This window comes from Terrabacter terrae (assembly GCF_039529575.1).
Classification (GTDB): domain Bacteria; phylum Actinomycetota; class Actinomycetes; order Actinomycetales; family Dermatophilaceae; genus Terrabacter; species Terrabacter terrae.
Genome location: NZ_BAAANB010000006.1, coordinates 1 through 13,058 on the forward strand (window position 1 = coordinate 1; position 13,058 = coordinate 13,058).

The window sequence follows — 13,058 nt, forward strand, 5'->3', positions numbered from 1 at the left end:
TCATCCATCTCGAGACCGTCTCGGTCGTCGGCGCCCTCGGCCAGCGCGATGCCGTCCGGAGCCATGTCCATGTCGCCGTGGTCCATGTCGCCGTGGTCCATGTCGCCGTGGTCCATGCCGCCGTGGTCCATGCCGCCGTGGTCCATGCCCTCGTGGTCCATGCCCTCGTGGTCCATGCCCTCGTGGTCCATGCCGCCGTGGTCCATGCCGCCGTGGTCCATGCCGCCGTGGTCCATGCCGCCGTGGTCCATGCCGCCGTGGTCCATGCCGCCGTGGTCCATGCCGCCGTGGTCCATGCCGCCGTGGTCCATGCCCTCGTGGTCCATGCCCTCGTGGTCCATGCCCTCGTGGTCCATGCCCTCGTGTAGCGAGCGGCCCGCGGCGTCCTCGCGCTGGGCGGCCATGTCGCGAAGGCGCGGCAGTGCCGCCTCGACCGCCGCCACGACGCCCTGCTCGGTCTCGTCCGGAGCCAAGGTGATCCGCACGCGTGGGCCGGGCAACTGTTCCCAGACCGCTTCGACGCTGTCCTCCAGTTCCGGCGGTAGCTGTCCGCAGATGACCAGCATGTCGGCACCGGCGGGTGTGTCGGCGAGGTGACATCCCCGTCCCACAACGCAGCGCTCCGCGTAGACGCGGGTCCGCCATCCGCCCGGCATCTCCACGAGCAGGACGGAGCACCGGCGCACGGCCTGACGGGCCAGCCAGTCCGTCAGACCCATCGGAGCGCACCCTCACGCCAGGCCCAGAGCACCGCAACCATGAGCGCGGCCAGAAACACGAACATCTCCAGGACCGCCCTAGCACCGAGCTCGGCCACGACGACGGCCCAGGGATACATGAACAGCATCTCGACGTCGAAGGCGAGGAATACCAGAGTCGCGGGATACCACCGCACGTGGAAACGCGAGAGGGCATGCTCCGTCGGCGGGTGGCCGGACTGGAACGGCAGAACCGGCAAGATTTCCGGACTCACGGCGACCACGCGGGCGACGAGGACGAGCAGGGCCAGGCCGGCTCCTGTCACCAGCAACAGCAGCGCTACCCCGAGGTACACATCGCCTCCAAGATCTCTGTCGGCTGACTCCGCGGACGAGCTCCCACTCAGGCTCCTCCTCCGTAGGCGCCTGCGCGGGTGAGGTGCACCAACTGACGAAGACAGTCCGAGCGCAACAGCTCCGGGAAGCCGTCTGCCAGTCGGTAGTAGACCGTGCGGCCCTCCTTGCGGCGCGTGACGAGCCCTGCCGTCCGCAGCACCCGCAGGCCATAGCCGACGGAGTCCTCCGACGCAGACAGGACCAGTGCCAGATCACCGACACACAGCTCATCGGCCGTGTCGAGGGCATAGAGCAGGCGGATTCTGGTGGGCCCGGCGATCAGGGACAGAACGGACCCCAGCCGGTCACAGTCCTCTGCACTCGGGACCCGCGCCTTGGCACGGTGCATCCCGCGCCGGTCCGAGTCGCCCGAAACATTGCAGCCCCCGCTTTCCTCATCCACGTCATCCGCATACCCACACGATTATGCGGATGATCGCCGAAGTCCGAACCGACAGCCGGCGCTAAGCCCCGATGCTGTGTGAGGCCGCGGAAAAGGGTCGCCGGGTCGAGGGGCCTGCTGCACGGTCACACGCACCTCACGGTGGCCATCCCCCAAGACCCACGGTTGGCGCTGGGTGCTTTCGTAAGGCGCCGAGTTCACAGTCGGCCCGGACCGTGACGTCGCCGCGGTCTACAGGGTCAAAGGATCGGCATCCCTTCGGCGCCCAGGCTGACCACGATTCAGGGAGCTCTACCCGCCGCGGACTCGGCCAGCCCCAAATGCAGAAACCTTCGGCTCACCGCCCAGGTAACGGACACGCACCGAGGAGCACCACGCGGCCGCGCGCCGGCGGCGGTGCAGGCCCCCTCAAATCCTGCCGTCGGCCGGTCCTAAGCCGATGAGCGCGGTTCAAGCCGTCAGGCGGCGGGGCACACTTTCCGTCGTCGGCGCTTCACGATCGCGGCGCCTAGGGCGACCACGCCCACCACGGCAGCAGCCATGGCGGTCGCGACCTGCGGCCTACCCTGCGTCGACAGCCCAGCACCGACGACGGCGTATGCCCACGCTCCCGGAAGCAGTCCGAGGGCAGACCCCAGAACGAAGAGCCATCGCGGAACCCGCAGCGCGCCGCAGCCGTAGTTCACCAGGGCGAAAGGCAGCACTGGCACCAGGCGGGCGCTGAGGACTCCGAGCAGGCTAGATCGCGAAGTGCTCTCGCACTCCATCCGCTGCGCCAGCGCGGCCAGCCGACCGCTGGCGCGCCACCCCGTCCCCATGCCGGCTGGCCGAGCCCCGCCCCAGCCTGACGACGCCGCCGTCGGGAGATTGGGTAGGCCGTCGAGCGCACCGGCTGCGCCCAGGTTCCCACCGGCCCTGCCGCGTCGCGAGGCCGCCGCCCGAGCCAGCTCGTAGCCGACGCAGGCCGCGAGCACTCCCGCTCCCCAAGCGAGCAACGCCCCCGCCCACACGCCGAAGACCCAACCAGCCGTGAGCGTTAGGACCGTGCGGGGCAACCCGAGCAGTGTGACCGGTACGAACACGGCCACGAACACCACCGGAGCGAGCCAGCCCGACCGAGCCAGCAACGGAGGCAGCCACCGTGGTTCCACCAGAGAGCTCACACCCGCCCACACCGTAGACCACCAGGTCGTGCGATCCGTGTTCACACTGCTGTTGGTGGCTGGCATCGTCAGCACAATCAGCGCCGCCAGCGCGACCAGCACGACCAGAACGGTGGCTGTGCCCGCGATCGGTCCCGGGACAGACGCTCCGCCCGGCTGACTAGGAGTTAGGGGACTCGGGCGCGAGCCGTCGCGGTGCCTGAACCACTGGTACACGTTCATGAGATCACCATCATGAGGCGCGAGAGCGCCGCCGCCGAATCGGATCCAACCCCTGCAATATACCCGTGGGGGGTAGTGCCTATACTGAGCGAGAAGGAGGACCCCATGCAGAACAGCGCACGAGCACGCACGATCACACCGGCAGCCGTCGGCCCCAACGAGCCCAGTGCCGACACTTCGTCAGCTGCGCGCCGTTCCATCAGGAACCGTGCTGGAAGGGCATCCGGTGTCGTGACAGGCGTGACGGCAGGCGTGACGGCAGGCGTGACGGCTGCCGTGACGCGTGGGGGCCACGGGCTCTACTGCGCCCGTCCCGGCACACGATGGCCCGCGGCAATCAGCCCCACACCGAGCCCGGCTATATCCACAGCAAGGACACCCAACTCAAGCGGCTGCGCCGGATCGAGGGCCAAATTCGCGGGCTTCACCGCATGGTCGAGGACGACACCTACTGCATCGACATCCTGACTCAGGTCTCGGCGGCGACGAAGGCCCTCGAGGCCGTTGCCCTCGGACTGCTCGATGACCACCTCAAGCACTGTCTGGCCGATGCGGCCAACAAGCCGGACGCCGACCTGACCGCCAAGCTCGACGAAGCCTCCGCCGCGATCGGGCGGCTGGTTCGCTCCTGAGTAGCGCCACCCAGCCCACTACCAACCAACCACGGCCTCCACGCCCAAGAAGAACACCCAGAGAGACCCAAGGAGAGACCCCATGAGCGACACCCAGACCTTTCTCGTGACCGGCCTGACCTGCGGCCACTGCGTCGGCGCGGTCACCTCGGAGATCAGCCAGATCCCGGGCGTCAGCGACGTCAACGTCGACCTGGTCGCCGGCGGCACGTCCACGGTCCGGGTCACGGCGGACCAGCAGCTGACCACCGAGCAGGTCAGCGCAGCCCTGGATGAGGCGGGCAACTACCAGCTCGCGTGACGATGCTCGATGGCGTAGCGGCGCCCCTCGTCTCGGTGCACCCACGTCTTGGTGCACCGACATGTCAAAGACACGCCCACAGAGATGCGTCCAGACACGCCCAGACACATCGAGGCACGGGGCGCCGCCCGCCGGCATACAGCCGAACGGCACGGAAGGAAGACCATGTCCACCCCGTCCAACCACGACCAGGCCACCACCATCGCCCCCACGACGACGACCCCCGCAGGGAGGCCCCCGAGGGCTCATGAGGTCGGCGCACTCGACCTGACCCACCACGACGAGGTTCACGCCGAGGTCGAGCTCATCATCGGCGGCATGGCCTGCGCCAGCTGCGCAGCCCGCATCGAGAAGAAGCTCAACAAACTCGACGGCGTGGCCGCCACGGTGAACTACGCCACCGAGAAGGCCAAGGTCCGCTTCGCCGACAACGTCAGCGTCGGTGACCTCATCGCCACGGTGACCTCGACCGGGTACACAGCCAAGCTGCCTAGTCCCCCAACGCCCACAGCAGGTCCGGCCGCGGCGCCCGGCATCCCCGGAACTTCCTGAAGCGGGACCCCTTCCGAACCGGTGGACCCGCGCATAACCGAGGCCGCCGCGTGGCGCACCCGTGAGCGTGTCGGCGGCGCTGACGGTCCCTGTCGTGGCCCTGTCCATGATCCGAGCGCTGCAGTTCGACAACTGGCAGTGGATCTCCCTGACGCTGGCCTCCCCTGTCGCTGTCTGGGGCGCGCTGCCGTTCCACCGCGCCGCCTGGATGAACGCCCGGCACGGCGCCGCGACCATGGACACGCTCATCTCCCTCGGGGTCATCGCGGCGTACCTCTGGTCCTTGTGGGCGCTGCTGTTCACGCACGCCGGCATGACCGGGATGCGAATGCCGTTCGAGCTGCTCCCAAGCTCCGACACCGCTGGCTCGGAGCACATCTACCTCGAGGTCGCCGCCGCCGTCACCACGTTCATCCTCGCCGGCCGGTACTTCGAGGCCCGCGCCAAGCGCACCTCCGGGGCCGCGCTGCGCGCGCTGCTCGACATGGGTGCCAAGGACGTCGCCGTCCTGCGCAACAGCACCAGCGGACCAGCGCGAACGGATCAGCTGCACGGCGCGGGGCATGAGGACGTGCCTGGCCCGCCAAGCAGTGAGCCGGTCGAGACCCGGATCGCTATCGAGCAGCTCGTCGTCGGTGACCAGTTCGTCGTCCGTCCCGGGGAGAAGATCGCTACCGACGGCACGGTCATCTCCGGCACGTCCGCGGTCGACGCGTCCATGCTCACCGGCGAGTCCGTCCCCATCGAGGTCGGACCCGGCGATGCCGTCGTCGGCGCCACCGTCAACGCGGGTGGACGCCTGCTCGTGCGCGCCACCCGGGTCGGCGCGGACACCCAGCTGGCCGCGATGGCACGCCTCATCGAGGCCGCCCAGAACGGCAAGGCTCAGGTGCAGCGTCTGGCCGACCGCGTCTCGGCCGTGTTCGTCCCCATCGTCATCGGCCTGTCCATCCTTTACCCTGGCGGCGTGGCTGCGCACCGGACACACCACAACGGCCGCGTTCACCGCCGCCGTCGCCGTCCTCATCATCGCCTGCCCGTGCGCGCTCGGACTCGCAACCCCGACCGCGCTGCTCGTCGGCACCGGCCGCGGCGCCCAGCTGGGCATCCTCATCAAGGGCCCCCAAGTCCTTGAATCCACCCGCCGCGTCGACACCGTCGTGCTCGACAAGACCGGCACCGTCACCACCGGGCAAATGGGCGTCGTGGCCATCCACACCACCGCCGGCGTCGACACCGCTGACGTGCTGAACATCGCGGGATCCCTCGAGGACGCCTCCGAACACCCGATCGCGCGCGGTCGCCGCCCACGCCACGACCAGCGGATCCCACCTCAGCAGGCTTGAGTCGTTCTTGAACGCGGGAGGGAAGGGCGTGTCAGGCGTCGTCGACGGGCACGCCGCGATCGCCGGGCGACGAACCTGGCTCCAGCACGACTGGACAATGAGCGCCCCGGAGGACCTCGTGCACGCCGCAGCAGCCGCCGAACAGCTCGGCCAGACCCCGATCTGGATTGGCTGGGACGGAGAGATGACCGCGGTCATCGTCGTGGCGGACCAGGTCAAAGAGTCATCCGCCGCCGCGATCGCCGAGCTGCAGGAGCTGGGCCTACGCCCGGTGCTGCTCACCGGTGACAACGCCGCCGCCGCGGCAGCGGTCGCCTCGGCGGTCGGCATCACGGCCGCCGACGTCATCGCCGAGGTCCTCCCGCAGGACAAGGTCGAGGTCGTCGCGAGACTCCAGCGTGACGGTGCGGTCGTGGCCATGGTCGGCGACGGCGTGAACGACGCTGCCGCGCTGGCACAGGCTGACCTGGGCCTGTCGATGGGCACCGGCACCGACGTGGCCATCGAGGCCTCCGATCTGACCCTCGTCACCGGAGACCTGCGGGCGGCCCCGGACGCGATCCGGCTCTCGCGGGCCACCCTGCGCACCATCATGGGCAACCTGTTCTGGGCGTTCGCGTACAAGGTGGCCGCCCTGCCGCTCGCGGCCGTCGGCCTGCTGAACCCGCTGATCGCCGGTGCCGCGATGGCGTTCAGTTCGGTGTTTGTCGTCTCGAACAGCCTGCGGCTGCGACGGCTCGACCCCAGCCGGCGGTAACACTCGACCGATCGACGGTCGGTTGCGACCAAGCCGACGTGGCACCGGGCCAGCGATGGTTGCTGAAGCTGATCATTCAAGTCGTGAGTCTCTGCGCCAGCGGCAGCCGCGGCCGCGAACCTACGGGTGGGGCGCGTCCTCAGGATTGCCCCGGAGTGGTTGACGGGTTTGTCATCGTCCCTGCTCGCACCTCGGCCATGCGTTGGGTGATCTCATCCTCCGTTGCCTGGGTTGTGGCTGTGACACCGTAAGTGATCGGGCCGGTCCTGGGGTCGGTGTACGGCTTGCCGCGGGTCGAGCCACTGCCGCTCGTCGAGGCTCGGCTCGACGTCGGGCGATCTTGGCTGCCGCGGTCTCACCGTCACATCCCGGAGTAGTTGTGCATCCCGGCGAAGGTGGCCATCAGGTTCACGAGGGTGAAGTTGATGATCACGGCGGCGTAGCCGCCCACCGCGATGTAGGTGGTTTTGCGGTGGTTGACCCCGGCGGTGGCACGGCCATGCATGTAGGCGGCATAGACCGTCCAGATGATGAAGGTCCAGACCTCCTTGGGGTCCCACTGCCAGTAGGCGCCCCAGGCCTCCTTGGCCCAGATCGCGCCGGCGATCAAGGTGAAGGTCCACAGGATGAAGCCCACCATGTTGATCGAGTAGGCGCCGCGTTCGAGCGCTGGCGCGTCCGGGAGGGTGTCGAGGAACCGGACTCGTGTGGACGGTTTGCCGGCCCGATGCTGTTGCACGAGAGAGAGCGCGCCGAGGGCGAAGCCGATGGTGAAGAACGCGACGGCTAGGAACGCGATGGACACGTGGATGCCCAGCCAGTAGGACTTCAGGGCTGGCATGAGCTCACCGGCCTCGGTGTAGAGCACAGTCACGGACAGGCCCAGCACGAGCAGGATGGGGGCAACGATGAAGAGACCGAGCCACTGCCACTGGTGGCGCTTGGCCAGGGCACAGTAGACGGCGCCGACCGCGGCCGCGGCGGCGGTCGCGAACTCGAACATGTTGCCCCACGGCGGGCGCATCACGGCTATTCCGCGCAGCAGCACCGACCCGATGAGCAGAAGTGTCGCGAGGTAGGTCAGCATCAGCGCGACGTTGCCGCGCTGGCGGCTGGCCCGGCTGTGCGTCGGGTCCGGCCCGGCAGGTACGGGTGGACCAGCTGGGGCCCCTGTCCGAGCCGGACTGCGGTCGTGCGCGGGCTCTTCGAGTTGGGTGTGGCTGGCGCCAGGCCCTGCAACCGCGGCAAGGGCCTGTTCCCGGGCAGGGGCGCTGGCTTGTTCTGGGGCCTCCAGGGTCCCGGTGGCCTGGCTGGCCTGGGTGGTGGCCCCGGTCCGGGCGGCAAGGTGCCAGCTGAAGGCGAGCATGGCGAGGGTGTAGACCAACATCGAGGAGTAGAGGGCGAGGTTCGCGTTGGCGGCGAGGGTCTCGGGGGTCATGGCATCTCCTGCGGGCCTGGTGACGGCGGGGTAGAGCGGCGCGCTCCGGTCCGGCCCGCCGCGGTGGCGGCCTCGGTGGCGGCCTCGGTGGTGGTGGGTCGTGGAGGCCTGCCGATGGAGGTGATGGGCAGGGTCACGGTGAAGGTCGAGCCCTCCCCGGTGCCGGGGCTGGCCGCGGTGAGGGAGCCGCCGAGCGCGTCGGCGAGGGCCTTGCTGATGGTCAGGCCGATGCCCGAGCCGCCGTGTGCTCGGTCGCGGGCGGTGTCGCCACGATAGAACCGTTCGAACACGTGCGGCAATTGCTCGGGCGGGATGCCCTCGCCGTTGTCCGTGACGCGGATGTCGACCTCGGCATCGACCCGGAGCGCGGCGAGCGTCACGGTGCCTCCCGCTGCGGTGTGCCGCAGCGCGTTGCCGAGCAGGTTGGCGCTGATCTGCCCGAAGCGTTGCGCATCGACGTCCACGGTCAGACCGGCTGCCGGATCTGCGTCGACGACGAGGTTGACGCCCTTGAGCTGGTACGCGGCGCGGGCCGCGTCCGCGGCGGACCACACGAGGTCCCCGACGCGGCTCGGCCGCAGATCCAACGGGATGCGTCCCTCCTCGGCGCGGGACACATCGTCCAGGTCATCGGCGAGCCGTCCCAGCCGGTCGCTCTGATCAAGCAGGACCGCAGCGACGTTCTCGTCCCAGCCCACCACCCCGTCCTGCAGGCCTTCGCTGTAGGCACGGACTGTGGCGACGGGCGTGCGCATCTCGTGGGCCAGATCTGAGAGCAGCTGCCGGCGGGTGTCCTCGACCTGTTCTAGTCGCGCGGCCATCGTGTTGAACGCCTCGGCAAGCGTGTCAAGTTCGCGGCTGGCCCCGGTGAGCGCCACCCGGCGGTCGTAGTGCCCGCGCGAGACTTCCCGGGCCGCGCGAGTCAGCGCCCCCAGTGGCGCCTGCAGGCGACGGCTCACGTACCACGCGACGACGGACGCGCAGCCGACCGCCACGACGAGCGCGATACCCAGCGAGGTGAGGCTGCTGTCCCGGTAGGCCTCCTCGATGTGGGTGAGCTCGGGCGAGTCCGCGGCGTGCCCGGCCTCGATCAGGTGCTCATGGAAGATCGGCGGGCCGACGAGCGCGGCGACCACCGCGGCGGTGACGATGCTCGCCACGAGGACAGCGACCAGGGCCGCCATGAGCTTAGTAGCCAGCCCTTGGGTGCCCCACGCGCGCCGGACACCGGACCACCTTCGGCCGACGGCGCCGCTACGGCCGCCGGTTGGGGGGCTCATCCTCGGCCCATCCGGTAGCCGACACCGCGCACCGTGGTGATGAACCGGGGGCTGGCCGAGTCGTCACCGAACTTGCGACGCAGATGGGCGATGTGCACATCGACGATGTGCTCGTCGCCGACCCACGCCGCGTCCCACACCTCGTCGATCAGCTGACGCCGCGACCAGGCCAGGTTCGGTCGCTCGCTGAGCACCGCGAGGATGTCGAACTCGGTGCGGGTCAGCGCCACCGGGTCCCCGTCGAGGGTCACCTCCCGGCTCTCGTAGTCGATGCGCAGCGGGCCGAACACGCTGACCGTGCTGTTATTGGCGGGTGCTGGGTCCGTGCGAGCCGGTCGCGGGCGACGCAGCACCGCCTGGACACGGGCCACCAGCTCGCGGGGGCTGAACGGCTTGGTGATGTAGTCGTCGGCGCCGACGGACAGGCCGATGAGCTTGTCCGTCTCGTGGGTGCGGGCGGTCAGCATGAGGATGTAGCAGTCACTGAAGGTGCGGACCTGTCGGCACACCTCCACCCCGTCCAGGCCCGGCAGGCCCAGGTCGAGGATCAGGACGTCCGGGGCCTGCTCCCGGGCCGCGGCCACCGCCTCCGGGCCGGAGTGAGCCAGGGCCGGAGCGAACCCCGCCTGGCTCAGGTAGGTGCCGACCAGCGTCGCGAGCGAGCGCTCGTCATCTACGACCAGGACGCGCGCGGGAGGGAACTCGGTGGCCGGACTGCTCATGCCGACAGTGTCCACGCCCAGCCGCGGAACCGGTACACGCGCCAGGGTCAGAGGCGGCAACCTTCGTTGGATCTTCATGAAATCTGCGTCGAACACCAACCACCCGAGCCGACCCTTGTCATTGCGACGGATCGCATGTCAACCACGGCATGGGGTCCCTCCTCCATCGACGTGCAGGGTCCCGATCCCGCCGGGGGTGTCAACGGGGCACGATCAAAGCAGTAGGCCAAGCGAGGCCACGAGAGGGAGGAACGACATGATGTGGACCTCCGGGATGGGCCCCGGAATGTGGCTGCTCATGGCCGCGGGCACCATCGGGTTCTGGGTCTTGATCGCCATCCTCGTGCGCGCCATCCTCAGCGACCGCGCGCCCGGGCCCGGACCCGCCTTGGTCCCGAGCCCGCTGCACGTGCTCGCCGACCGGTTGGCACGCGGTGAGATCACCCTCGAAGAGTACGAGCAGCGCCGCCGCGCCCTGACCGGCGTGTCCGCGCCGCTCGACCGCCCGCTCCCCTCATCGAGCCCAGCAAGCGCCAGCGCAGGCAGCCCCAGCGCAGCCAGCCCGAAGTCACCCCTGTCAGTTCCCGATCCGACAAAGGACCGTCACCGGACATCATGAGCAATGTTTCCCGACGCACCCTGCTCCTCGGCCTGGGCGGGATGGGGTCCGCCACAGCCCTCGCCGCGTGCAGCAGCGGCATCCCGGCTCCAGCGGCCGGCACGGCAACGGGCGCATCGACAACAGCGGCAACCTTCGGAACCGGCCCCGCCGTCACGCCCACCCGCGGGCAGAGAATCGTCGAGAAGGTCCTCACCCCCCGGCCCGCCACGGTGGACCTCGGCGGCCCCGTGGTGTCGACATGGACCTACAACGACTCGATCCCGGGCCCGCTGATCCGCGCCAGCGCCGGCGACCTGATCCGGGTACGCCTGAACAACCAGCTGCCTGCGGAAACCACCGTGCACTGGCACGGGATCCGGCTGGCCAATGCCGCCGATGGCGTCCCCGGTCTCACGCAGGACCCCATCACGCAAGGCGGGTCGTACACGTACACCTTCACCGCACCCGACCCCGGCACGCACTTCTACCACCCGCACGTGGGAGTGCAGCTGGACCGGGGCCTCTACGCTCCGCTGATCATCGATGACCCAGCCGAGCCGGGCGCTTACGACACCGAATGGATCATCGTGTTGGACGACTGGATCGATGGAACGGGCCGGACCCCCGAGCAGGTGCTCACCGACCTGAAGTCCGGAAAGAGCATGTCCGGGATGAGCGGCATGGAAGGCATGCCGGGGACGTCAGTGCCCGGCATGAGCGGGATGGACCACGGGTCGATGGGCTCAATGCCTGACGCCACAACGGGGACATCGTCGGGTTCCACGAGCGAGATGCAGATGGGGCCTGAACCGTTCGGCGACGCCGGCGACGTCAGCTACCCGTACTACCTGGTCAACGGCCGGGTCGCGACCGCACCGACCGTCATGCGGGCGCGCCCCGGTCAACGTGTCCGTATGCGGATCATCAACGCCGCCGCGGACACGATCTTCACGGTCGCCCTCGGTGGCCACGACATGACCATCACGCACAGCGACGGGTTCGCCGTGAAACCCACCCGGACCCGGGCCCTTCACCTCGGGATGGGCGAACGCTACGACGCCTTGGTCACCGTCAAGGACGGCGTGTTTCCGTTCGTCGCAGTCCCGTTCGGCAAGACCGGTCAGGCGATGGCCGTGCTACGGACCTCGCCGGCCGGGGCCGCGCCCCCGACGACTGCACGACCGGAAGAGCTCACCGGGACCGCGCTGATCGGCGCGCAGCTGCAGCCGGCCGAGTCCGCACGGTTGACTCCCCGCGCAGCGGATGTGACCGCGCCGGTGGCCCTGACCGGGCAGATGAGCCCGTACGCGTGGGGCATCAACGGGGCCCCCCACGGGCGCAACGAACCGGTGCTCGTCCGTGAGGGGCAGCGGGTCCGCCTGAACCTCGTCAACCAGACCATGATGGCCCACCCATACCACGTGCACGGGCACACGTTTGCCCTCGCGGGCTCGGGCCTACGCAAGGACACGGTGCTGTTGCGGCCGATGCAGGCGCTGCCGATCGAGCTCGACGCGGACAACGTCGGATCCTGGATGACCCACTGCCACAATATCTACCACGCGGAGGCCGGCATGATGCTCGAGCTGAGGTACCAGCGGTGACTCTCTCGACGGGCCTGCCCCGCCGACTGGTCCTCACCGGTCTGCCGGCGGCTGCCCTGGCAGTCCTCTCCGGCTGCACCATCGCCCCGCCAGGCTCGGAACAGCCAGATCAGCAGGGGAACCCGGCCGCGCCCACCAACCCGCGAGGTGATGTGGCTATCACCCACATCCACCGCGCGGTGCGCGACCGCGACACCATCCTGGTCGCCACCCATCAGGGGCTCTTCCGGTTTGCCGGGGCGGGCCAGCTCGTCGCGGTCGGCCCGCCCTTCGACCTGATGGGATTCGCCATCGCCCCCGATGGCACGTACCTCGCCTCCGGCCATCCGGCCCCGGACAGCGATCTGCCGCAACCCATAGGCCTGATCCAGTCCACCGACCGGGGCCATACCTGGACCCTTCGCTCGCGCGGCGGCCAGTCCGACTTCCACGCGCTGACCGCGCTAGGCCCGGGAGTGATGGCCTTCGACGACGCCCTACACTTCAGCCCGGACCGGGTCGACTGGCAGGACCGGCAGATCCCAGCCCCACCACGGGACCTCGCCGCCGGACCCGATGGGACCGTCCTGGCCACGACAGAACGAGGCCTACTGGCATCCGCCGACCGCGGGCTGACCTGGCAGACGGTGTCCACGCCGCAGCTGCTGGTCACCGTCGCCTGGGCCGGGCCACGGACCATCGTGGGCGCCAGCACCACCGGAGCCCTGATGGTCAGCCGGGACGCCGGCGCCACCTGGAAGGTGGGCCCGCGCAGCGTCGGGGACGTCTCCGCGATCACCGCGACCCTGCTCGGCGCCGAACAGATCGAGATCCTCCTCGTCGTCGGAACACAGGTATGGCGCACCAACGACCTCGGCGCCCAAACCCAGATCCTCGTCTAGCACCCAAACCCCTCACGCCACCGCCCGGGCCGACCGCCTAAGCCGAATGACCACGAAGGAGA

At 69.5% G+C, this 13,058-nt stretch carries 11 protein-coding genes and 2 pseudogenes; 6 read left to right on the forward strand and 7 right to left on the reverse strand.

Annotated elements, in window-relative coordinates; translation table 11 throughout:
* The 4 genes and pseudogenes from ABD194_RS07900 to ABD194_RS21610 all read right to left on the reverse strand — a co-directional run.
* Positions 1-719: pseudogene (locus tag ABD194_RS07900) on the reverse strand (hypothetical protein); the annotation flags it as partial.
* Positions 710-1,054, reverse strand: a complete 345-nt coding sequence (locus ABD194_RS07905; RefSeq protein ID WP_343989766.1) for an NADH-quinone oxidoreductase subunit A — start codon at positions 1,052-1,054, stop codon at positions 710-712. The pseudogene ABD194_RS07900 and the gene ABD194_RS07905, both read right to left, overlap by 10 nt.
* Before the next feature lie 47 nt (positions 1,055-1,101).
* Positions 1,102-1,497 carry an ArsR/SmtB family transcription factor gene (locus ABD194_RS07910; protein WP_343989768.1) on the reverse strand — a complete coding sequence of 132 codons (396 nt, stop codon included), beginning with the start codon at positions 1,495-1,497 and terminating at the stop codon, positions 1,102-1,104.
* Between the two features lie 458 nt (positions 1,498-1,955).
* Complete coding sequence (locus ABD194_RS21610) at positions 1,956-2,882, reverse strand: TVP38/TMEM64 family protein (RefSeq protein ID WP_425579963.1); 927 nt, start codon at positions 2,880-2,882, stop codon at positions 1,956-1,958.
* A gap of 323 nt (positions 2,883-3,205) precedes the next feature.
* Here ABD194_RS21610 and ABD194_RS07915 point away from each other — a divergent pair, with 323 nt between their 5' ends.
* From ABD194_RS07915 to ABD194_RS07925, 3 genes and pseudogenes are all read left to right on the forward strand, one after another.
* Entirely contained in the window at positions 3,206-3,514 is a 309-nt protein-coding gene (locus ABD194_RS07915; RefSeq protein WP_343989770.1) for a metal-sensitive transcriptional regulator, read from the forward strand.
* An 82-nt stretch (positions 3,515-3,596) separates the two neighbouring features.
* A complete protein-coding gene (locus ABD194_RS07920; RefSeq protein ID WP_343989772.1) occupies positions 3,597-3,815 on the forward strand; it encodes a heavy-metal-associated domain-containing protein in 219 nt (72 codons plus the stop codon).
* Between the two features lie 267 nt (positions 3,816-4,082).
* A pseudogene (locus tag ABD194_RS07925) lies at positions 4,083-6,470 on the forward strand (heavy metal translocating P-type ATPase).
* Positions 6,471-6,831: 361 nt separating this feature from the next.
* Here the strand turns inward: ABD194_RS07925 and ccsB are convergent.
* From ccsB to ABD194_RS07940, 3 genes are all read right to left on the reverse strand, one after another.
* On the reverse strand, positions 6,832-7,908 hold the full coding sequence (gene ccsB / locus ABD194_RS07930) for a c-type cytochrome biogenesis protein CcsB (RefSeq protein ID WP_343989774.1): 1,077 nt from the start codon (positions 7,906-7,908) through the stop codon (positions 6,832-6,834).
* Complete coding sequence (locus tag ABD194_RS07935; RefSeq protein WP_343989776.1) at positions 7,905-9,092, reverse strand: sensor histidine kinase; 1,188 nt, start codon at positions 9,090-9,092, stop codon at positions 7,905-7,907. Before ABD194_RS07935 ends, ccsB begins: the two co-directional genes overlap by 4 nt.
* A 92-nt stretch (positions 9,093-9,184) precedes the next feature.
* Positions 9,185-9,910: a response regulator gene (locus tag ABD194_RS07940; RefSeq protein WP_343989778.1), complete on the reverse strand. Its 726-nt coding sequence runs from the start codon at positions 9,908-9,910 to the stop codon at positions 9,185-9,187.
* A gap of 256 nt (positions 9,911-10,166) precedes the next feature.
* Here ABD194_RS07940 and ABD194_RS07945 point away from each other — a divergent pair, with 256 nt between their 5' ends.
* The 3 genes from ABD194_RS07945 to ABD194_RS07955 are packed head-to-tail and all read left to right on the forward strand — an operon-like array spanning position 10,167 to position 12,996.
* Positions 10,167-10,529: an SHOCT domain-containing protein gene (locus ABD194_RS07945; protein ID WP_343989780.1), complete on the forward strand. Its 363-nt coding sequence runs from the start codon at positions 10,167-10,169 to the stop codon at positions 10,527-10,529.
* Positions 10,526-12,115: a multicopper oxidase family protein gene (locus ABD194_RS07950; protein WP_343989782.1), complete on the forward strand. Its 1,590-nt coding sequence runs from the start codon at positions 10,526-10,528 to the stop codon at positions 12,113-12,115. Before ABD194_RS07945 ends, ABD194_RS07950 begins: the two co-directional genes overlap by 4 nt.
* Positions 12,112-12,996, forward strand: a complete 885-nt coding sequence (locus ABD194_RS07955) for a F510_1955 family glycosylhydrolase (RefSeq protein ID WP_343989784.1) — start codon at positions 12,112-12,114, stop codon at positions 12,994-12,996. The genes ABD194_RS07950 and ABD194_RS07955 overlap by 4 nt, the downstream gene beginning before the upstream one ends.
* Positions 12,997-13,058 lie beyond the last annotated feature (62 nt).

Bases quoted from the DNA above. Each gene is read 5' to 3' on its own strand.
- ABD194_RS07940 (WP_343989778.1), bottom strand. From the start codon at position 9,910: ATGAGCAGTCCGGCCACCGAGTTCCCTCCCGCGCGCGTCCTGGTCGTA.
- ccsB (WP_343989774.1), bottom strand. From the start codon at position 7,908: ATGACCCCCGAGACCCTCGCCGCCAACGCGAACCTCGCCCTCTACTCC.
- ABD194_RS21610 (WP_425579963.1), bottom strand. From the start codon at position 2,882: ATGAACGTGTACCAGTGGTTCAGGCACCGCGACGGCTCGCGCCCGAGT.
- ABD194_RS07920 (WP_343989772.1), top strand. From the start codon at position 3,597: ATGAGCGACACCCAGACCTTTCTCGTGACCGGCCTGACCTGCGGCCAC.
- ABD194_RS07915 (WP_343989770.1), top strand. From the start codon at position 3,206: ATGGCCCGCGGCAATCAGCCCCACACCGAGCCCGGCTATATCCACAGC.
- ABD194_RS07950 (WP_343989782.1), top strand. From the start codon at position 10,526: ATGAGCAATGTTTCCCGACGCACCCTGCTCCTCGGCCTGGGCGGGATG.
- ABD194_RS07935 (WP_343989776.1), bottom strand. From the start codon at position 9,092: ATGGCGGCCCTGGTCGCTGTCCTCGTGGCGAGCATCGTCACCGCCGCG.
- ABD194_RS07945 (WP_343989780.1), top strand. From the start codon at position 10,167: ATGATGTGGACCTCCGGGATGGGCCCCGGAATGTGGCTGCTCATGGCC.